At 57.0% G+C, this 19,864-nt stretch carries 19 protein-coding genes, 2 tRNA genes, 2 pseudogenes and 1 other annotated feature; of the genes and pseudogenes, 12 read left to right on the top strand and 11 right to left on the bottom strand.

Annotation, left to right across the window (positions count from 1 at the left end):
- Positions 1-6 precede the first annotated feature (6 nt).
- Positions 7-1,779: an aminopeptidase P family protein gene (locus LG383_RS04965; protein ID WP_225758476.1), complete on the top strand. Its 1,773-nt coding sequence runs from the start codon at positions 7-9 to the stop codon at positions 1,777-1,779.
- A gap of 81 nt (positions 1,780-1,860) precedes the next feature.
- Here the strand turns inward: LG383_RS04965 and LG383_RS04960 are convergent.
- From LG383_RS04960 to LG383_RS23000, 3 genes and pseudogenes are all read right to left on the bottom strand, one after another.
- Positions 1,861-1,936: transfer RNA gene (locus LG383_RS04960), tRNA-Asn, on the bottom strand.
- 80 nt (positions 1,937-2,016) lie between these two features.
- Complete coding sequence (locus LG383_RS04955) at positions 2,017-3,525, bottom strand: EmmdR/YeeO family multidrug/toxin efflux MATE transporter (RefSeq protein ID WP_106993453.1); 1,509 nt, start codon at positions 3,523-3,525, stop codon at positions 2,017-2,019.
- Positions 3,501-3,680: pseudogene (locus LG383_RS23000) on the bottom strand (DUF5951 family protein). Before LG383_RS23000 ends, LG383_RS04955 begins: the two are co-directional and overlap by 25 nt.
- 6 nt (positions 3,681-3,686) lie before the next feature.
- Between LG383_RS23000 and LG383_RS04945 the strand changes: the two are divergent.
- Positions 3,687-3,762 (top strand) — tRNA-Asn (locus tag LG383_RS04945).
- A gap of 110 nt (positions 3,763-3,872) precedes the next feature.
- On the opposite strand, the gene LG383_RS04940 is transcribed toward LG383_RS04945, so the two are convergent.
- The 4 genes from LG383_RS04940 to dacD all read right to left on the bottom strand — a co-directional run bounded on the left by LG383_RS04940 (position 3,873) and on the right by dacD (position 7,304).
- The gene (locus LG383_RS04940; RefSeq protein ID WP_103180181.1) at positions 3,873-4,208 is read right to left on the bottom strand and encodes a DUF496 family protein; all 336 of its coding nucleotides are present in this window, start codon (positions 4,206-4,208) and stop codon (positions 3,873-3,875) included.
- A 167-nt stretch (positions 4,209-4,375) separates the two neighbouring features.
- The gene (locus LG383_RS04935; protein ID WP_106993458.1) at positions 4,376-5,434 is read right to left on the bottom strand and encodes an FUSC family protein; all 1,059 of its coding nucleotides are present in this window, start codon (positions 5,432-5,434) and stop codon (positions 4,376-4,378) included.
- A 102-nt stretch (positions 5,435-5,536) separates the two neighbouring features.
- Positions 5,537-6,010, bottom strand: coding sequence for a DNA gyrase inhibitor SbmC (gene sbmC, locus LG383_RS04930; RefSeq protein ID WP_106993459.1), 474 nt, complete (start codon positions 6,008-6,010; stop codon positions 5,537-5,539).
- 121 nt (positions 6,011-6,131) lie between these two features.
- Positions 6,132-7,304 carry a serine-type D-Ala-D-Ala carboxypeptidase DacD gene (gene dacD / locus LG383_RS04925; RefSeq protein WP_166185370.1) on the bottom strand — a complete coding sequence of 391 codons (1,173 nt, stop codon included), beginning with the start codon at positions 7,302-7,304 and terminating at the stop codon, positions 6,132-6,134.
- 192 nt (positions 7,305-7,496) lie between these two features.
- On the opposite strand from dacD, the gene sbcB reads away from it, so the two are divergent.
- Positions 7,497-8,933 (top strand): exodeoxyribonuclease I, encoded by a 1,437-nt coding sequence (sbcB, locus tag LG383_RS04920; RefSeq protein ID WP_225758475.1) that lies wholly within the window; start codon positions 7,497-7,499, stop codon positions 8,931-8,933.
- A 96-nt stretch (positions 8,934-9,029) separates the two neighbouring features.
- Here sbcB and LG383_RS04915 read toward each other — a convergent pair whose 3' ends face one another.
- From LG383_RS04915 to LG383_RS04900, 4 genes and pseudogenes are all read right to left on the bottom strand, one after another.
- Positions 9,030-10,388 carry an APC family permease gene (locus tag LG383_RS04915; protein ID WP_166182915.1) on the bottom strand — a complete coding sequence of 453 codons (1,359 nt, stop codon included), beginning with the start codon at positions 10,386-10,388 and terminating at the stop codon, positions 9,030-9,032.
- Positions 10,378-10,440, bottom strand: coding sequence for a membrane protein YoeI (yoeI, locus tag LG383_RS22995; RefSeq protein ID WP_100780850.1), 63 nt, complete (start codon positions 10,438-10,440; stop codon positions 10,378-10,380). The genes LG383_RS04915 and yoeI overlap by 11 nt, the downstream gene beginning before the upstream one ends.
- Before the next feature lie 159 nt (positions 10,441-10,599).
- Positions 10,600-11,585, bottom strand: a pseudogene (locus LG383_RS04905) (LysR family transcriptional regulator).
- A 40-nt stretch (positions 11,586-11,625) separates the two neighbouring features.
- The gene (locus LG383_RS04900; RefSeq protein ID WP_166182917.1) at positions 11,626-12,453 is read right to left on the bottom strand and encodes an SDR family oxidoreductase; all 828 of its coding nucleotides are present in this window, start codon (positions 12,451-12,453) and stop codon (positions 11,626-11,628) included.
- 174 nt (positions 12,454-12,627) lie between these two features.
- Here LG383_RS04900 and hisL point away from each other — a divergent pair, with 174 nt between their 5' ends.
- The 9 genes from hisL (at position 12,628) to hisIE (ending at position 19,844) form a co-directional block, all read left to right on the top strand.
- A complete protein-coding gene (gene hisL, locus LG383_RS04895) occupies positions 12,628-12,678 on the top strand; it encodes a his operon leader peptide (RefSeq protein WP_001364200.1) in 51 nt (16 codons plus the stop codon).
- Positions 12,654-12,777, top strand: a sequence feature (His leader region). (Overlaps the previous gene by 25 nt.)
- Positions 12,778-12,822: 45 nt before the next feature.
- Complete coding sequence (gene hisG / locus LG383_RS04890) at positions 12,823-13,722, top strand: ATP phosphoribosyltransferase (protein ID WP_106993465.1); 900 nt, start codon at positions 12,823-12,825, stop codon at positions 13,720-13,722.
- A gap of 5 nt (positions 13,723-13,727) precedes the next feature.
- Positions 13,728-15,032, top strand: coding sequence for a histidinol dehydrogenase (gene hisD, locus LG383_RS04885; protein ID WP_225758474.1), 1,305 nt, complete (start codon positions 13,728-13,730; stop codon positions 15,030-15,032).
- Positions 15,029-16,090, top strand: coding sequence for a histidinol-phosphate transaminase (gene hisC, locus LG383_RS04880; RefSeq protein ID WP_225758473.1), 1,062 nt, complete (start codon positions 15,029-15,031; stop codon positions 16,088-16,090). Before hisD ends, hisC begins: the two co-directional genes overlap by 4 nt.
- Complete coding sequence (gene hisB / locus LG383_RS04875) at positions 16,087-17,154, top strand: bifunctional histidinol-phosphatase/imidazoleglycerol-phosphate dehydratase HisB (protein ID WP_225758472.1); 1,068 nt, start codon at positions 16,087-16,089, stop codon at positions 17,152-17,154. Before hisC ends, hisB begins: the two co-directional genes overlap by 4 nt.
- The gene (hisH, locus tag LG383_RS04870) at positions 17,154-17,744 is read left to right on the top strand and encodes an imidazole glycerol phosphate synthase subunit HisH (protein ID WP_225758471.1); all 591 of its coding nucleotides are present in this window, start codon (positions 17,154-17,156) and stop codon (positions 17,742-17,744) included. The genes hisB and hisH overlap by 1 nt, the downstream gene beginning before the upstream one ends.
- On the top strand, positions 17,744-18,481 hold the full coding sequence (hisA, locus tag LG383_RS04865; RefSeq protein ID WP_225758470.1) for a 1-(5-phosphoribosyl)-5-[(5-phosphoribosylamino)methylideneamino]imidazole-4-carboxamide isomerase: 738 nt from the start codon (positions 17,744-17,746) through the stop codon (positions 18,479-18,481). Before hisH ends, hisA begins: the two co-directional genes overlap by 1 nt.
- Positions 18,463-19,239: an imidazole glycerol phosphate synthase subunit HisF gene (gene hisF, locus LG383_RS04860; RefSeq protein ID WP_225758469.1), complete on the top strand. Its 777-nt coding sequence runs from the start codon at positions 18,463-18,465 to the stop codon at positions 19,237-19,239. The genes hisA and hisF overlap by 19 nt, the downstream gene beginning before the upstream one ends.
- On the top strand, positions 19,233-19,844 hold the full coding sequence (hisIE, locus tag LG383_RS04855) for a bifunctional phosphoribosyl-AMP cyclohydrolase/phosphoribosyl-ATP diphosphatase HisIE (RefSeq protein WP_225758468.1): 612 nt from the start codon (positions 19,233-19,235) through the stop codon (positions 19,842-19,844). The genes hisF and hisIE overlap by 7 nt, the downstream gene beginning before the upstream one ends.
- Positions 19,845-19,864: the final 20 nt, after the last annotated feature.

The following is a 19,864-nucleotide window of genomic DNA, read 5'->3' as shown; positions in this document are numbered from 1 at the left end:
AAAGTTATGCAAACCACATCACCGCTCTCTGCCCTGCGCCAGTGGCTGGAAACCCAGGCGCTGGACGGCATCATCGTTCCGCGTACCGATGCCTTTCAGAGCGAGTACTGCCACCCACATGACGACGTTCTCGCCTGGCTGACCGGCTTTGATGGCTCAGCGGGCCACGCCCTGATCCTGCGCGATCGCGCTCTGCTGTTTGTTGACGGACGCTATCAGGTGCAGGCCCGTGAACAGGTGGACCTTGCGGAGATTGAGATCCTTCATCTGCACAACGATCTGCTGGCGGACTGGCTGGATCGGCATGTCGGGGCGGGCTCCCGGATTGCCTTTGAAGCCCTGCTGATGACCAACGCTCAGTACGAGGCGCTGAACGCCAGCCATTGCGAACTTGTCGCCCTGAATGATTCGCCGTTCGACAGCCTGTGGCAGGATCGCCCGGCCCCGCCCGTGGGCGCGATCCGCGAGATGCCGGTTGAGATCAGCGGTGAAAGCAGCGCCGATAAGCGCCAGCGCGTCGCTGCACTCCTGGCAGAGCGTAATGCCGATTATCTGGCTATCACCCAGCCGGACAACATTGCCTGGCTGCTGAACGTGCGCGGGAGCGATATTCCCATGAGCCCGGTGCCGAACTCATTTGCTCTGTTGAGCCGCGAGGGCGCGGTGGAGTGGTTTGTCACCCCTGAGAAAACGCAGGAACTTTCCGCATCCCTACTGGAGAGCCTGACGCTGGCCTCTGAAGCCGATTTTCTGCCTCGCAGCCAGCAGCTATGCGCCGGGAAGCGGGTGATGGTGGATGCCGATTCTGCGCCTGTCGCCCTACGCTTTGCCGTTGAGCCGCAGGGTGAGATCCTCTGGCACGCCGACCCGATCACCGCCATGAAAGCGCATAAAAACCCGACCGAGCTGGCGGGCTACCGTGACAGCCATCAGCAGGATGGCGTGGCGTGGGTTAACTTCCTTGCCTGGCTGGCGCACGAGGTGCCCCGCCGGGAGGCTGCGGGTAATCCGCTCACCGAGCTGGAAGCGCAGGCGCAGCAGCTGGTGTTCCGCCAGCAGCGACCGGGCTTTATCGAGCAGAGTTTTGCCACCATTTCCGCCTCGGCCAGCAATGCGGCGATGTGCCATTACCACTCCAGCGAGCAGACCAATGCGGCCATTACCCGCGCCCATTTTTATCTGAACGATTCCGGCGGTCAGTACCATAACGGCACCACCGACGCCACGCGTACCCTGGCCTTCGGCCCCCTGAGCGCCCAGTGTCGTCTGCACTACACCGCAGTGCTGAAAGGCTTTTTATCGCTTATCTCCCTGCAGTTCCCGTCCAGCACCTGCGGGCATCAGATTGACGCCTTCGCCCGACGCGGGCTGTGGGAGCTGGGGCTCGATTTTGATCATGGCACGGGGCACGGCGTGGGCCACCAGCTGCTGATCCATGAGAACCCGCAACGTATCGCGAAGAAGGTCAACCCGTGGCCGCTGGTGGCAGGCAATATCATCACCATCGAGCCTGGCTACTATCTGGCCGATGAGTATGGGATCCGCATTGAAAATCAGGTGGAGATTGTGGAGAGCCAGCCGGGCTTCTGTCGCTTTGCGTCCCTGACCCTGGCCCCCATCGACCTGAGCCAGGTGGAGCTGCATCTACTCAGCGAAAAGGATATCCAGTGGCTGGATGCGTATCACCAGCAGGTACGGGAGGTGCTTTCGCCGCACGTTAACAGCGATGCACGCCCATGGCTGGTTGCGGCGACGGCGCCGGTGCGTGTGCAGAGATAGTGCGGCCTGAAGCCCTCTCCCACAGCGAGAGGGCAAAAGCAAAAAGCCCGCTTAAGTTTCCTTAAGCGGGCTTCTTAAATGTGGCTCCTCTGACTGGACTCGAACCAGTGACATACGGATTAACAGTCCGCCGTTCTACCGACTGAACTACAGAGGAATCGTGTGAACGGGGCGAATATTAGCGATGCCACCTGGCGTTGTCAAAGGCAGATTGCAGATTTTGCATCGTTTGCCGATTTATTCCCCACTTTGCACATTCACTACCCGTTCTGAGGCGGCAACCGCCACATTATTACGCTGTGGCCGCGGGTATTTCTGCAACCAGCGTCCGCTGATCATTCGCCAGTAGAACAGCGCCCCGCGAACCGCCCAGTCGAGGAACATCCCCAGCCAGACCCCAACCACGCCCATCCCCAGCATGATCCCCAGCGTATAACCCGCGACCACACGGCAGCCCCACATGCCGAGCATCGAGACCCACATCGCGAAACGGGCATCGCGCGCCCCTTTCAGCCCGGCAGGTAACACCCATGAGGCAGCCCAGATCGGCATAAAGGCAGCGTTCAGCCAGAGCAGGATCACCACCACGTCTTTAACGTCCTGCTCATGGGTATAGAACGACGCCAGCAGCCCGGCGAAGGGCGCGGTTCCCCAGGCAATAGCGGTCAGGCCAATCGTCGAGAGCCAGAATACGTGGCGTAGCTGACGCTCCGCCTGGCCGATCTGCCCCTTACCGAGCCGTTTTCCGGTGATAATGGTGGAGGCGGACCCGAGGGCGTTGCCTGGTAGGTTGATCAGTGCCGCGACGGAAAAGGCGATAAAGTTCCCGGCAATCACGTCGGTACCCATCCCGGCCACAAACATCTGGGTCAGGAGTTTGCCGCCGTTGAACAGCACCGACTCAATACTGGCGGGCACGCCGATGCCCATCACTTCCCAGATAATGGCGAAGTTAAGCGGCTTGAAATAGCTCTTGATGCTGATGCGCAGCGACGGGTTAAAACCGACCGCCAGCACCACGATAATGGCGACAGCGCCGATATAGCGTGAGATGGTCAGCCCGAGGCCGGCCCCAACAAAGCCGAGCCCGTCCCAGGAGAACAGACCGTAAATCAGCACGCTACTGATCATAATGTTGAGGATATTCATCCCGCCGTTTATCAGCAGCGGAATTTTGGTGTTACCTGCCCCGCGCAACGCCCCGCTGCCAATCAGCGCAATGGCCGCAGCCGGATAGCTGAGCACCGTCATCTCAAGGTAGGACAGCGCCAGAGCTTTCACCTCGCCGGTCGCCTCGCCGGCCACCACGTTGATGATCTCTTCCCCGAAATAGTGGATCACCGCCGCCAGCACAATGGAGAACAGGGTCATGATCACCAGCGACTGCCGGGCGGCAGCGCGCGCGCGTCGGGGATCGCGTTTCCCCAGGCTAAAGGCCACCACCACCGTGGTCCCGAGATCGATGGCCGCAAAGAACGAAATGATCACCATGTTGAAGCTGTCGGCCAGCCCAACGCCCGCCATCGCTTCTTTGCCGAGCCAGCTGACCAGGAAAGTGCTGAGCACCCCCATCAGCAGGACGCAGGTGTTTTCCAGAAAGATAGGCACGGCAAGAGGGGTGATTTCACGCCAGAAGAGAACCTTGTAACTCTTACGTTTGGCATACCAGGGCGTGCGCATCACGGCCTGGCGTAAAGCGGAGGTGACGTTCAAAATGGACCTTAGCGAGAAAAGTTGAAACTCCATTTCAAATGATGAGGGAGAAATGCAGATCCTGCAAAGTATTTCCCACAAAAATATGTTGGTAATTACGTCAAACTGACGACAGAATCAGCAGTTGATCGAAAGCGGGTAAGATCAGGTTTGACAAAAGTTTTTTCGCCGCTAAGATAACGCTCCACAACGATTCCTCTGTAGTTCAGTCGGTAGAACGGCGGACTGTTAATCCGTATGTCACTGGTTCGAGTCCAGTCAGAGGAGCCACATTTAAGAAGCCTGCTTTCGAGCAGGCTTTTTGCTTTTCCGGATTCGGTAAATCGCGGCCCAAAAAAAACCCTCCGACAGGTCGGAGGGTTTAGCATGTTCAGCGGCGCTTATTCGCCTTTGGCTTCAGCGTGCTTCATCTCGCCCATGACTTTCAGCTTTTTCGAGATTTCACGACGTTCTTTAGAGATCTCAGCATTTTTGATGATGTAGTCGTCGACGCGATCTTCATAATCGCTTTTCATGCTGGCGATGATGCCCTGGATGGCTTCAACGCTCATGCCTGGCTTGATGTAATCGCTCAGGTTGTCCAGCAGCAGAACACGCTTCTGGTTGTCACGGATCTTCTTCTCAACGTCCTGGATTTCACGTTGCAGTTTGTTCTTGCGGCGGAACAGGCGGACGAATTCCAGAACATCCTGGAACGAAGGCTTGGTAGTTTCCATTTTTACACCCCTGATAATGTGAGATTCGGATTCGTTTAAACAACCGCGATGCCGTTAACCTTACTGACAGCGATTGCTGATGACAATAATTTTTCCTTTGTCCCTATCATAACCTCAATTTCTGCTGAATCGAAGCAGCAGCCATCACAACCGTGCATAGCCGCTTTTTATTTGCGCAATGCCCGGCAGATAAGATGTGACAACAGCTCCAGCTGGCGCGCAAGTTCCATGCTCAACCATACATAGCCATGAATAGGCGTTTCCGCCACGTTTTCACTGCGTTGATCGTTTATCAGCTGCCGCAGCTCGGCAACGATTTCGTTCAGCCGCTCGGTATTAGCCAGAATCGGCTGCGGATTGCCTTCATAGAGCGCGTGGGCGATGGTGAGCAGCGTCTGCTGCGTCATCTGCTGCGTCTCTTTTAAGGTCCGGGCATTCAGCATCACAAAGTGACTGGCCCGGGAGGCCCAGTGGGCGTTGATCTGTAGCTCCAGCATGCAGACCAGGTTGCGGCTGACGGTCTGGATCGCTTCGAAGATAGCTTTCTGAATATGGGTCTCTTTACTGGCCGGGGTGATCAGGCCGCGCATTTTTACCACGTCGTTAAGGATGGTTTGCAGATGTTTTTCCAGCCGCGGACGCTCAACAAGGTTGGGAGAAAAGCCCGCCTGATAAACCCGGTTAAAGGCAGTGACGTAGTTCGCCATCTGGATACGCCAGTGCAGAAACGCCCGCTGCGGCCAGATCCCGGTAAACAGCATCGCCAGCAGGGAACCGAGGATCACGTCGCCGCTTCGCCACAGCGCGGTGTGCATATCCCCGGTCGGCGCGCCAATCACCACCGCGAGGGTGATACCAATCAGCAGCGCCTGATAGGGCCGCTTGCCGAGCGCCAGCCAGCCGCAGAGGAACATCGCTGCCGCGCACCACAGCAGCATCAGCGGCAGGGAGAACAGCTCCAGCTTCAGGGCAATCAGCCCCAGCGCCGAGCCCAGAATGGTGCCGCCAATGCGCTCAAACGCGCGTGGCACTACGTTACCCCAGAAGGAGATGGGGCCCATGATTACCACCAGAGTAATCAGCGGCCAGGTGCCTTCCGGCACGTCCAGCAGACGCACCAGTAAAAAGGTGAGGATAAACGCCAGCGCGATACGGCATCCGTGCACGGTGCGGTAGTGGCGATACAGTCGGATTTCAAAGGGCGTCAGAGTTTTGTCGGGGCGCACACGCTCTCCAGCATTACGGCAAACCCTGATTGTACTGCGTTTTCTGCCGGAGCGGTGGCATCCGGCAGAAAAACCCTGTGAAGCGTAAGCATACGTGTAGCGTTACGCCACCCGGTTTTGGACCGGAATAAACATCTCGATATCCCAGTAGCCGTCGGCGTTACCGTCATTCAGGTAACGTTCGAAGCAGGGTTTCGGCGCGATCTGGTAATCGACATCTTCGAGCAGGCTGTCGAAGAACAGGTTCCACGGCGTGGCGAAGTCGTGATTCTCAACGCGGGCGCTGGCTACCGCGTAATCGCCTTCGGCCACTTCGGTGAGGATCACCCCTTCGCTGTTGGCGGGGATGACAAAATCGTCCGGCACGGTAACAACCGTGTCGCAGCGTAATTTTTCCGCCGGGACTTCATCAGGATTATCGTAATAGACCGCCACCCACTCCAGCGGCTGAATATGTCGGCCATCTACCCACATCACCAGTTGCTCAAAACCTTGCTTAACGGTCTGCTCCCAGGGGCCAACCATATGAAAACCGGCGATTTTGCGTTTATTCTGGTGCTTGATGCTGTAGTCCATGCTGCCTCCGATTGGTTACTGTATATACATACACTCTAATGCAGAGAAAAGCGGTTTAACAATGATGACCTGTCTATTATGCGAGCAGGCTCGCACAGTCGCCAGCCTGCTCATTCTGCCGTCAGGCTTTATGATGCAGATAGTCGCTCAGGCGTGAGAACATCCCGCCTTTACCGACGCTTTCCAGGGTCACCAGCGGCCAGTGGGCGACCACCTTATCGCGGTCGTACAGCTCGATCTCCCCGACCCGCTGATGCGCGGCGATAGGCGCTTCCAGCTCTTTTTTATCCAGCACATATTTGGCTTTGATGTTCGGCAGCTCCGCTTTCGGCAGCGCCAGCCAGAAGTCCTGATCGGTCCCCAGCGAAATCTGCTCTTTATCGCCGTACCAGATGCGCTCGATGCCCACCTGCTTGCCGTTACGCAGGATCTGCACGGTATCGAAGTTCTGCTGTCCCCAGTGCAGGAGCTTGCGCGCCTGATCCTCGCGGCCTTTCGGGCTCTCAGCCCCCATGATGACGGCAATCAGTCGGCGCTGACCGTCCACGGCTGAGGCAATCAGGTTAAAACCGGCGCCGGAGGTGTGCCCGGTTTTCAGGCCATCGACGTTGAGGGACTTATCCCACAGCAGGCCGTTACGGTTCTGCTGGGTGATACCGTTCCAGGTCAGGCTCTTCTCGCTGTACATGTGATAAAACGCCGGTTCACCGTGGATAATGGCCCGGGAAAGCACCGCCAGATCGAATGCCGAGCTGTGCTGGCCCGGCGCATCCAGACCGTGCACCGTTTCAAAATGGGTATCGCGCAGATTCAGCTTTTTGACGTAATCATTCATCATGGTGACGAACTGCGGCTGCCCGCCCGCCACGTAATCGGCCAGCGCCACGCAGGCATCGTTACCGGAGTCAACAATCAGGCCCCGGCTGAGGTCACGCACCGAAACCTGCTCGCCCGCCTTCAGGAACATCAGCGAGGAGCCGTCAAATACCGGATTGCCCTTGGCCCAGGCATCCTGACCAACCGTGACCATATCGTCCGGGGTGATGCGATGGCTGTCGATGGCGCGATCCACCACATAGCCGGTCATCAGCTTGGTCAGGCTGGCCGGATTGCGCTGCTGATGTTCGTTGCCCGCCGTTAAAATCTGCCCCGTCGTGTAATCCATCAGTACCCAGGAACCGGCCTGGATAGCTGGCGGCTGCGGCGCATAATTAATCGGGTCGGCAGCCAGCGCGGAAGAAATGCTCAAAGTGAGTAAAGAAACAGCAATAAACAGACGGCGTTTCAACGGTATATCCTCAGGTCATTTAAAATCGTTGCCCTTTTTACGTAAGTTTTCCGCTGGATACCTGGAATAATTGCAAAAAAATGTGACAGCACGCAGGTTTTTTCCGGACGATGCCTCGCAAATTTGCAGGCTGACGGCGCTTTTCCTTCGGCGTGCCAGGTGGGATGGTTTACCATAGTGGTGTCACTCATAAACAGGATGGTATTACTGGTGTCTGACTCCGCCGCGCTGCCTACATTTTTATTTCACGACTACGAAACCTTTGGCACCAGCCCCTCGCTGGATCGCCCTTCCCAGTTCGCCGCCATCCGCACCGATGCCGATTTCAATATCATCGGCGAGCCGGAAGTGTTCTTTTGCAAACCCGCCGATGACTATTTGCCTCAGCCCGGCGCGGTGATGGTCACCGGCATCACGCCGCAGGAAGCCCGGGAAAAAGGGGTAAATGAGGCTGAGTTTGCCCGTCGCATTCATGACCTGTTTACCGTGCCTAACACCTGCGTGGTGGGCTACAACAACGTGCGTTTCGATGACGAAGTGACCCGGCATATTTTTTACCGCAACTTCTACGATCCCTATGCCTGGAGCTGGCAAAACAAGAACTCGCGCTGGGATCTGCTGGATGTGATGCGCGCCTGCTATGCCCTGCGTCCTGAAGGGATCAACTGGCCCGAAAACGAAGACGGGTTACCCAGCTTCCGCCTTGAACATCTGACCCGCGCGAATGGTATCGAACACAGCAACGCTCATGACGCGATGGCCGATGTCTACGCCACTATCGCCATGGCGAAGCTGGTGAAGACCCGGCAGCCGAAGCTGTTTGAGTACCTGCTCAGCCATCGCAGTAAGCAGAAACTCACCACCCTGATTGACGTGCCGCAGATGAAGCCGCTGATGCACATCTCCGGAATGTTTGGCGCCTGGCGCGGAAATACCAGCTGGGTGGCCCCGCTGGCCTGGCACCCGGACAACCGCAACGCGGTGATTATGGTGGATTTGGCCGGGGATATTACCCCCCTGCTGACGCTGGATAGCGATACCCTGCGCGAGCGGCTGTACACCCCAAAAGAGGCGCTGGGCGATGATGCCGCGGTGCCGGTGAAGCTGGTGCATATCAACAAGTGCCCGGTGCTGGCTCCCGCCAACACCCTGCGCCCGGACGATGCGGAACGGCTGGGCATCAACCGCCAGCACTGCCTGGACAACCTGAAACTGCTGCGGGATAACCCGCAGGTGCGCGAGAAGGTAGTGGCGATTTTTGCCGAAGCGGAGCCGTTCGTTCCGTCAGAGAACGTCGATGCCCAGCTCTATAACGGCTTTTTCAGCGACGCTGACCGCTCTGCCATGAATATCGTGCTGCAGACCGATCCCCGTAACCTGCCCGCGCTGGATATCACTTTTGCCGATCGGCGCATTAACAAGCTGATTTTTAACTACCGGGCGCGTAATTTTCCCGGCACCCTGGATGAGGCCGAGCAGGAACGGTGGTTGCAGCATCGCCGCAACGTGTTTACGCCGGAGTATTTGCAGGCTTACGCCCAGGAGCTGGAGATGCTGTACGGTGAGTATGAAGGGAATGCTGAAAAGCAGGCGCTGTTGAAGGCGCTGTATCAGTATGCGCAGGAGATTGTGTAACCTGAGAAAACAAAAAAGCCGGAGGCGATGTCTCCGGCTTTTTTTTGCCCGGCGGCGCTACGCTTGCGCGGGCCTACGGGCTTTGCAGTCAATTAATTATGCGACATCTTCGTACTGAGGAACCGGGTTGCGGAAGCTTTTGGTTACGCATGCCAGGTAAATCAGACCGATACCACCCCAGATCAGACCCAGAACCATTGAGCTCTCTTCCAGGTTAATCCACAGCGCACCCACAGTCAACGCGCCACATACCGGCATCAGCAGGTAGTTGAAGTGGTCTTTCAGCGTTTTGTTGCGCTTCTCACGGATCCAGAACTGAGAGATCACGGAGAGGTTAACAAAGGTAAAGGCAACCAGCGCACCGAAGTTAATCAGCGCCGTAGCGGTAACCAGGTCAAATTTAATTGCCATCAGTGCAATCACACCCACCAGCAGCACGTTCCATGCCGGGGTACGCCATTTCGGATGAACATAACCGAAGAAGCGAGTCGGGAACACGCCATCACGCCCCATCACGTACATCAGACGGGAAACGCCCGCGTGTGCCGCCATACCGGATGCCAGAACGGTGACGCTGGAGAAGATCAGCACGCCCCACTGGAAGGTTTTACCGGCAACATACAGCATGATTTCTGGCTGTGACGCGTCCGGATCTTTGAAGCGAGAGATATCCGGGAAGTACAGCTGCAGGAAGTAAGAGGCACCGATAAAGATGATGCCGCCCAGCAACGCCGTCAGGAAGATAGCGCGCGGGATCACACGCTCAGCGTCTTTGGTCTCTTCAGACAGAGAAGAGATGCCGTCAAAGCCGAGGAACGAGAAGCACAGGATCGTCGCACCGGTGATCATCGGCACAACATGCGCGCCTTCAGACCAGAACGGACGGGTGCTGGTCAGCGTACCTGCGCCTTCACCGTGAGAAACGCCGTAAATGATCAGACCCACGATGACCGCCACAATACCCATCTGCAGAATAACAATCAGGGTGTTGAAGTTGGCCACGGTCTTGATGCTGCGCAGGTTAGAGATGGTCATAAAGGCCACCAGCGCCACAACGAAGATCCACGAAGGTACGGAAGGCACCAGCGCTTCGAAGTAAATTTTTGCCAGCAGAATGTTGATCATCGGCATGAACAGGTAGTCCAGCAGGGATGACCAGCCCACCATAAAGCCAACAGCCGGGCTAATGGACTTCTGTGCATAGGTGTACGCAGAACCTGCGGACGGGAAGCGGCGAACCAGCTTGCCGTAGCTCAGCGCGGTAAAGAGGATCGCGATCAGCGCAAAGGCATACGCCGTTGCAACGTGACCGTCAGTGAGGCCTGAAACGATACCAAACGTATCGAACAGCGTCATCGGCTGCATATAGGCAAGGCCCATCATAACAACCGGAATCAACGTAAGCGTTTTACGTAATTCCACGCGAGAGGTTTTTGGAGTTGCGTTATGCGACATGGTTATTCTCCTTTACGGTGAATACCGCCACGTAAGCGAATGATTGCCCCATTTCTTTCTTCCTCAGCGACAACAACTGTCGGATTTTAGTAAATATCTATCCGGTACGAAGCCCGGCCTCTTGGATTTAATGGTTTTCTTACATGCAAAAAAAAATAATCGACGCCTTTTATATCGTCGATTATTCCATGTTTGCTGCGGCGCATTTTCCCTAAATGATAGTAAAAATGCAAGAGATCGAAAGGCATCCTAAAGTTAAATTTTTTATTAATCCGCTGATTTCTCAGCTGCGCCCTGCGCATAAACGGCAGCGATAGCACTATTTGCTAAAATTTCTTGCCGCCACCATGCGCTGGCAAGCCCGGCGGTCTGCTCATTCCAGCCTATCCATACGGAATCATAACTGGATTGAGAGATGACCTGTTTCTCGACCAACGCACCGCTTTCTATAAAACGCTGGGCTAAATATCGCGGCAGATAGCCACAGCCTAAGCCGCTAATTTGCAGCTCCAGCTTAGTTTTAAAATCAAATACGGTAATGGCTTCCTGATCGTCCAGGAGCTGGGAGGAGGCCGTACAGCTCGGTAATGAACTGTCACCCACCACAATCGCGCGATAACCTTTTATCACCCGCCGGTTGATCGGCTCCGGCTCCTGGGCCAGCGGATGGTGTGGGGCGATGACGAACACCTGCTCCAGTTGCCCGAGACAGGCAAAGCCAAAATCGCTAAGCCGGGGCGGCTCATGCAGCGCGCCAACGACGATATCCGCCCGGCCCTGCACCAGCGACTCCCAGGAACCGGCTAACACGCCATTGATAAATTTGAGACGGGTGACGCTGTGTCGCGCGTAAAAGGCCTCGATGAGCGGTGCTAGCAGGGAAAACGGGAAGGTATCATCCACGCCGATAATCAGCTCGTTTTCCCAGCCCTGATGCAGCTTGACGGCCTGCTTTTCCAGCTCACGCACCGAATGCAGCACGTCCCGCCCTTTTTCCAGCAGCATCTGCCCGGTGCGGGTAAAGCGCGCCCGGTGGCCGGAACGGTCCAGAATCTGAATATTCAGATCGCTTTCGAGTTTGTGAACGGTGTAGCTGAGCGCAGAGGGGGTCTTGAACAGCTTTGCCGATGCCGCAGCAAAGCTCCCCTCTTTTTCCAGTGCATCAAGGATAATAAGGACATCCAGCAGCGGTTTCATGCTCACCCCCTTGTGGTGCGCTTACGCTCCGCCAGCGGCGTTACTCCATTGGCATAACCAGCGGATCGGGAAAGAGATACTCAAATCCCAGTTCATGACAGATGCGGTTCCCATCAATCAATTTGCCCTTCCCCGCTCCGGGGGCATCGTGGAAGTGCGGCGCTGCCAGGCCAAGCTGACGCGACATCACCGGATAGAATGTACTGCGTGTTGGATGAGAGGGCGCACATATATTATAGATGTGCCCGCCCTTCGGGGCCTGTAATAGCAGGGTAATTGCGCCGATCACGTCTTCAAGATGCACCAGATTGACGCCATGTTGGCCGTCAGGCGCTGATTTCCCGGCAAAAAAACGGCCAGGATGACGACCGGGCCCCACCAGCCCCGCAAGGCGTAATATATCAACCTGCGTGCCGGGTAAATTATGCAGCCAGTCTTCCAGCTCTTTTAATACCCGCCCGCTGGCGGTCACCGGCTGGCGCGGCATATTCTCTTTCACGGCGCCTTCCACATCGCCATATACCGAGGTAGAGCTGGTGAAAATAATGCGTGGAATATGGTACGCGAGAGCGCTATCGACAATTTCCTGTACTGCCTGCAGATAATAGCTCTCGCCCGGTCCGGTGCGACGCGCTGGCAGGGTGATCACCAGCGCATCCACATCACTCATCAGCGTATCCAGATCGTCGGTGTCGCACACCAGCTCTGGCTCCAGGCGCAATTCAACGCTTTCGATGCCGCACATCCGCGCCGCCTCGACCCCATCCACGGTGGTTTTACTGCCGGTGACCTCCCAGCCCCGCCCCAGTAGCGACATGGCCAACGGCATTCCAAGCCATCCCAGACCGACAATTGCGACCTTTTTCATGCATTTTCTCCTGACGTTTACGCCTCTGCTTTAAGGCTACGCCAGCCATGCGCAACTGACAATTGATAGCGCTAATATGAAATCATTTAATGATAAAAAAAAGCCCTTGCTTTATATAGCGCAAGTGGTTTAGGTTAAACGACATCACATGAATAAGCATTCATCGAGAATTTTATGACACGCGTTCAATTTAAACACCACCATCATCACCATCATCCTGACTAGTCTTTCAGGCGATGTGTGCTGGAAGACAGTTAGATCTTCCAGCGGTGCATGAACGCAAGAAAAAGCCCCCGGAAGATCATCTTCCGGGGGCTTTTTTTTGGACCGTGTTCAGGCAAGTTACAACAGGATCATGAGGAACCGACAATGTTAGATAATTCACGTTTACGCATAGCTATGCAGAAATCAGGTCGTCTTAGCGACGATTCACGCGAACTGCTGGCGCGCTGCGGCATTAAAATCAACCTGCACACGCAGCGCCTGATCGCGCTGGCAGAGAATATGCCGATTGATATTCTGCGCGTGCGTGACGATGACATTCCAGGACTGGTGATGGACGGCGTAGTCGATCTGGGCATCATTGGCGAAAACGTGCTGGAAGAAGAGCTCCTGACCCGCCGCGCGCAGGGCGAAGACCCGCGCTATTTCACCCTGCGCCGTCTGGACTTTGGCGGCTGCCGCCTGTCGCTGGCAACCGCGGCTGACGAAGCCTGGGACGGCCCGGCCGGGCTGAATGGCAAGCGTATCGCCACCTCCTACCCTCACCTGCTGAAGCGTTACCTCGATCAGAAAGGGGTGCAGTTTAAATCCTGCCTGCTGAATGGCTCTGTCGAAGTGGCACCGCGAGCCGGTCTGGCCGATGCGATTTGCGACCTGGTCTCCACCGGCGCCACCCTGGAAGCAAATGGCCTGCGCGAAGTGGAGGTGATCTACCGCTCCAAAGCCTGCCTGATCCAACGCGACGGCGAAATGCCGGAAGCCAAACAGCAGCTGATTGACCGCCTGCTGACCCGTATTCAGGGCGTTATCCAGGCCCGCGAATCGAAATACATCATGATGCATGCCCCGACCGAGCGTCTGGATGAAGTGATTGCCCTGCTGCCGGGCGCTGAACGTCCAACCATTCTGCCGCTGGCAGGGGATCAGCAGCGCGTGGCGATGCATATGGTCAGCAGCGAAACCCTGTTCTGGGAAACCATGGAAAAACTGAAGGCGCTGGGCGCCAGTTCGATCCTGGTGTTGCCAATTGAGAAGATGATGGAGTAACAACCATGACCTTTAACACCGTTATCGACTGGAACACCTGTAGCGCCGAACAGCAGCGCGACCTACTGATGCGCCCGGCGATCTCGGCCTCGGAAAGCATTACCCGCACCGTGGCGGAGATCCTGGACAATGTGAAAACCCGTGGCGACGATGCCCTGCGGGAGTACAGCGCAAAATTCGACAAAACCGAAGTGGGTGCGCTGAAAGTGAGCGAGCAGGAAATTACTGACGCCTGTAACCGCCTGGGTGAGGACATTAAGCAGGCGATGGCGGTGGCGGTCAAAAACATCGACACCTTCCACCGCGCACAAGCACTGCCGATCATTGACGTTGAGACCATGCCAGGCGTGCGCTGCCAGCAGGTGACCCGCCCGGTTGACTCTGTGGGTTTATATATCCCGGGTGGTTCCGCCCCGCTGTTCTCCACGGTACTGATGCTGGCCACCCCGGCGCGTATCGCTGGTTGCCGTAAGGTAGTGCTCTGCTCGCCACCACCGATTGCCGATGAAATTCTTTATGCGGCGCAACTGTGCGGCGTGCAGGAGATCTTTAAGGTAGGCGGTGCGCAGGCGATTGCCGCTCTGGCACTGGGCACCGAGTCCATCGCGAAAGTAGATAAAATCTTTGGCCCGGGCAATGCGTTTGTGACCGAAGCCAAACGTCAGGTCAGCCAGCGTCTGGACGGTGCAGCCATCGACATGCCGGCTGGCCCGTCGGAAGTGCTGGTGATTGCCGACAGCGGCGCGACGCCGGATTTCGTGGCCTCCGATCTGCTGTCCCAGGCCGAGCACGGCCCGGATTCGCAGGTGATCCTGCTGACCCCGGATGCCGCTATGGCACAATGGGTCGGCGAAGCGGTTGAACGTCAGTTGGCCGATCTGCCGCGGGCCGATACCGCCCGCCAGGCGCTCTCCGCCAGCCGCCTGATTGTGGCCCGGGATCTGGACCAGTGTATCGCCATTTCCAACCTCTACGGCCCGGAGCACCTGATCATTCAGACCCGCAATGCCCGTGAGCTGGTTGACAGCATCACCAGCGCCGGTTCGGTGTTCCTCGGTGACTGGTCGCCGGAGTCCGCTGGCGATTACGCCTCGGGCACCAACCACGTGCTGCCGACCTACGGCTATACCTCAACCTGTTCCAGCCTGGGGCTGGCAGATTTCCAGAAGCGCATGACCGTACAGGAACTCTCCCGCGAAGGTTTTGCGTCGCTCGCCGCCACCATCGAAACGCTGGCCGCCGCTGAACGGCTGACCGCCCACAAAAATGCCGTGACGCTGCGCGTTGCCGCCCTGAAGGAGCAAGCATGAGTATTGAAGAGTTAGCCCGCGACAACGTTCGCGCCCTGACCCCGTATCAGTCTGCCCGTCGTCTGGGTGGTAATGGCGACGTCTGGCTGAACGCCAATGAATTCCCTACCGCCGTCAGCTTCGAGCTGACCCAGCAGTCGCTAAACCGCTACCCGGAGTGTCAGCCGAAAGCGGTAATTGAAAACTATGCCGCCTATGCCGGTATCCAACCGGAGCAGGTGCTGGTCAGCCGCGGCGCGGATGAAGGCATTGAACTGCTGATCCGCGCCTTCTGCGAGCCGGGCAAAGACGCGGTACTCTACTGTCCGCCAACCTACGGGATGTACAGCGTCAGTACCGAAACCTTCAACGTTGAACTGCGTAAAGTGCCTGCCCTGGAAAACTGGCAGCTCGATTTGCAGGGTATCGCCGATAACCTCGACGGCGTGAAGGTGGTGTTTGTCTGTAGCCCGAATAACCCTACCGGCCAGCTGATTAACCCTCAGGATATCCGCTCGCTGCTGGAGATGACTCGTGGCAAAGCTCTGGTGGTGGCCGATGAAGCCTATATTGAGTTTTGCCCACAGGCGACGCTGACCGGCTGGTTAGCAGAGTATCCGCACCTGGTGATCCTGCGCACCCTGTCAAAAGCTTTTGCTCTCGCCGGGCTGCGCTGCGGCTTTACGCTGGCGAATAAAGAGGTGATCGACCTGCTGATGAAGGTGATTGCACCTTATCCACTCTCGACGCCGGTGGCGGATATCGCCGCCCAGGCGCTGTCGCCAGAGGGCATTGCGGCCATGCGGAGCCGCGTAGCGCAGATCGTAGACGAGCGGACGTATCTCGTCAGCCAGCTGAAAACCATCCCCTGCGTGGAGCAGGTTTTCGACTCGGAAACCAACTATATTCTGGCGCGTTTCACCGCCTCGAGTGCAGTATTTAAATCTTTGTGGGATCAGGGCATTATCTTACGAGACCAGAACAAACAACCCTCTTTAAGTGGCTGCTTACGCATTACCGTGGGTACCCGAGAAGAGAGCCAGCGCGTTATCGACGCCCTGAATGCGGAGAAAGTATGAGCCAGAAGTACCTCTTTATCGATCGTGACGGCACTATCATTTCGGAACCACCCAGTGATTATCAGGTCGATCGTTTCGACAAACTGGCCTTTGAAGCCGACGTCATCCCGGTACTGCTTAAGCTGCAGAAAGCCGGGTTTAAGCTGGTGATGATCACCAATCAGGACGGCCTCGGCACGGACAGCTTCCCGCAGGCTGATTTCGACGGCCCCCACGACCTGATGATGCAGATCCTCACCTCTCAGGGCGTGGTGTTTGATGAGGTATTGATTTGCCCGCACCTGCCTGCCGACAACTGCGACTGCCGTAAACCGAAAGTGCAGCTGGTTGAGCAGTACCTGGCCGATACGGCGCTGGATAAAACGAATAGCTACGTGATCGGCGATCGCGCCACGGACATCGAGCTGGCAGCCAACATGGGCATCACGGGTCTGCGCTATCAGCGTGAGGGCCTGAACTGGGCGATGATTGGCGATCAGCTGACCAAACGTGACCGCTACTCCCACGTGGAGCGTAATACCAAAGAGACGCAGATCGACGTCAAGGTGTGGTTGGATCGCGAAGGCGGCAGCAAGATCCACACCGGCGTGGGCTTCTTCGATCATATGCTGGATCAGATCGCCACCCACGGCGGTTTCCGTATGGAGATCGGCGTTAAAGGTGACCTCTACATTGACGATCACCACACCGTCGAAGATACCGGCCTGGCGCTGGGCGAGGCGTTGAGGCTGGCGCTGGGCGATAAGCGCGGCATCAGCCGTTTTGGCTTTGTGCTGCCGATGGACGAGTGCCTGGCCCGCTGTGCGCTCGATATCTCCGGCCGCCCGCACCTGGAATATAAAGCCGACTTTACCTACCAGCGCGTGGGCGACCTGAGCACCGAGATGGTTGAGCACTTTTTCCGCTCCCTCTCCTACACCATGGGCCTGACGCTGCACCTGAAAACCAAAGGTAAGAACGATCACCACCGCGTGGAAAGCCTGTTCAAGGCCTTTGGCCGCACCCTGCGCCAGGCCATTCGCGTGGAAGGCGATACCCTGCCGTCGTCGAAAGGAGTGCTGTAATGAACGTGGTGATCCTTGATACCGGCTGCGCCAACCTCAACTCGGTGAAATCTGCGATTATGCGTCACGGCTACGATCCGCTGGTCAGCCGCGATCCGGATGTGGTACTGCACGCGAGCAAACTCTTTTTACCGGGCGTCGGTACGGCGCAGTCGGCGATGGATCAGATCCACCAGCGTGAGCTGGTTGATCTGATTAAAGCCTGTACCCAGCCGGTGCTGGGTATTTGTCTGGGGATGCAGCTGCTGGGCCGCCGTAGTGAAGAGTCTAACGGCGTGGATCTGCTGGGTATCATCGACGAGGATGTGCCGAAAATGACCGACCACGGTCTGCCGCTGCCGCACATGGGCTGGAACCGGGTCTATCCGAAAGCGGGTGACCGACTGTTCCGTGGTATCGAGGACGGGGCGTATTTCTATTTTGTTCACAGCTACGCAATGCCGGTGAACGCCAATACCATCGCCCAGTGCCACTATGGCGAAGCCTTCACCGCGGCCGTGCAGAAAGATAATTTCTACGGCGTGCAGTTCCACCCGGAGCGTTCCGGAGCCGCTGGCGCACAGTTGCTGAAAAACTTCCTGGAGATGTGATGATTATTCCCGCTTTAGATTTAATCGACGGCACGGTTGTCCGTCTGCACCAGGGTGATTATGGCCAGCAGCGCGACTACGGTAACGATCCGCTGCCGCGCCTGCAGGACTATGCCGCCCAGGGAGCGGAAGTGCTGCACCTGGTTGACCTGACCGGCGCGAAAGATCCGGCCAAACGCCAGATCTCGCTGCTGAAAAAACTGGTAGCGGGCGTTAACGTCCCGGTCCAGGTTGGCGGCGGCGTGCGTACCGAAGAGGACGTGGCGGCGCTGCTGGAAGCGGGCGTGGCGCGCGTGGTGGTAGGTTCTACCGCAGTAAAAGATCCCGAGATGGTACAAGGCTGGTTCAAACGCTTTGGCGCCGACGCGCTGGTGCTGGCGCTGGACGTGCGTATTGACGACCAGGGTAATAAACAGGTGGCGGTCAGTGGCTGGCAGGAGAACTCCGGCGTGACGCTTGAGGAGCTGGTGGATCGCTATCTGCCCGTGGGTCTGAAGCATGTTTTGTGCACGGATATCTCCCGCGACGGCACGCTGGCCGGGTCTAACGTGTCGCTGTACGAAGAGGTCTGCGCCCGTTATCCGCAGGTGGCGTTCCAGTCATCCGGTGGTATTGGTGATTTGAATGATATCGCCGCCCTGCGCGGAACCGGTGTATGTGGGGTGATCGTCGGTCGCGCCCTGCTGGAAGAAAAATTTACGGTTAAGGAGGCGATTCAATGCTGGCAAAACGGATAATTCCTTGTCTCGACGTGCGTGATGGTCAGGTCGTGAAAGGCGTGCAGTTCCGCAATCACGAGATCATCGGCGATATCGTTCCCCTGGCAAAACGCTATGCGGAAGAAGGTGCCGATGAGCTGGTGTTCTACGATATCACCGCCTCCAGCGATGGTCGCGTGGTCGATAAAAGCTGGGTCGCGCGCGTGGCGGAAGTGATTGATATCCCATTCTGCGTGGCGGGTGGGATTAAATCGGCAGACGATGCAGCGAAGATCCTTACCTTCGGCGCGGACAAAATTTCCATTAACTCCCCTGCCCTGGCCGATCCTGAACTCATCACCCGCCTGGCCGACCGCTTTGGCGTGCAGTGTATCGTGGTCGGGATTGATACCTGGTTTGACGACGCCACTGGCAAATACCACGTCAACCAGTACACCGGCGATGAGAGCCGGACCCGCGTCACCCAGTGGGAGACGCTGGACTGGGTGCAGGAAGTGCAGAAGCACGGCGCGGGTGAGATTGTGCTGAACATGATGAATCAGGACGGGGTGCGTAACGGCTATGACCTCGAACAACTGAAGAAAGTGCGCGAAGTATGCCACGTGCCGCTGATCGCCTCGGGCGGCGCAGGCACCATGGAACACTTCCTTGAAGCCTTCCGCGATGCCGATGTTGACGGCGCGCTGGCGGCCTCGGTGTTCCATAAGCAAATTATTAATATTGGTGAGTTAAAAACGTTCCTGGCGAATCAGGGCGTGGAGATCAGGATATGTTAACAGAGCAACAACGCGCGCAGCTGGACTGGGAAAAAACCGACGGCCTGATGCCGGTGGTGGTGCAGCACGCGGTGTCCGGTGAAGTGCTGATGCTGGGTTATATGAATAAGGACGCGCTGGCGAAGACCATCGACAGCGGTAAAGTAACCTTTTTCTCGCGCACCAAACAGCGTCTGTGGACCAAGGGCGAAACCTCCGGCCATTTTCTGAATGTGGTCAGCATCACACCTGACTGTGATAACGATACCCTGCTGGTACTGGTTAACCCCATCGGGCCGACCTGCCACCTTGGCACCAGCAGTTGCTTTGGCGATGCCAGCCACCAGTGGCTGTTCCTGTACCAGCTGGAACGACTGCTGGCTGAGCGCAAAACGGCGGATCCTGAGAGTTCCTATACGGCGAAACTGTACGCCAGCGGCACTAAGCGTATAGCGCAGAAAGTGGGGGAGGAAGGGGTGGAGACAGCCCTGGCCGCTACTGTGAACGACCGGGACGAGCTGACAAATGAAGCTTCTGACCTGATGTATCACCTGCTGGTGCTGCTGCAGGATCAGGATCTCGATTTAACAACGGTGATTGAGAATCTACGTCAGCGACACAAATAAAAAAACCGGGGAAACCCGGT

The organism is Leclercia sp. Marseille-Q4284 (genome assembly GCF_916618945.1).
Classification (GTDB): domain Bacteria; phylum Pseudomonadota; class Gammaproteobacteria; order Enterobacterales; family Enterobacteriaceae; genus Enterobacter; species Enterobacter tamurae.
The sequence above is the reverse complement of the archived record's forward strand: the minus strand, read 5'-3'. Positions and strand labels throughout refer to the sequence as shown.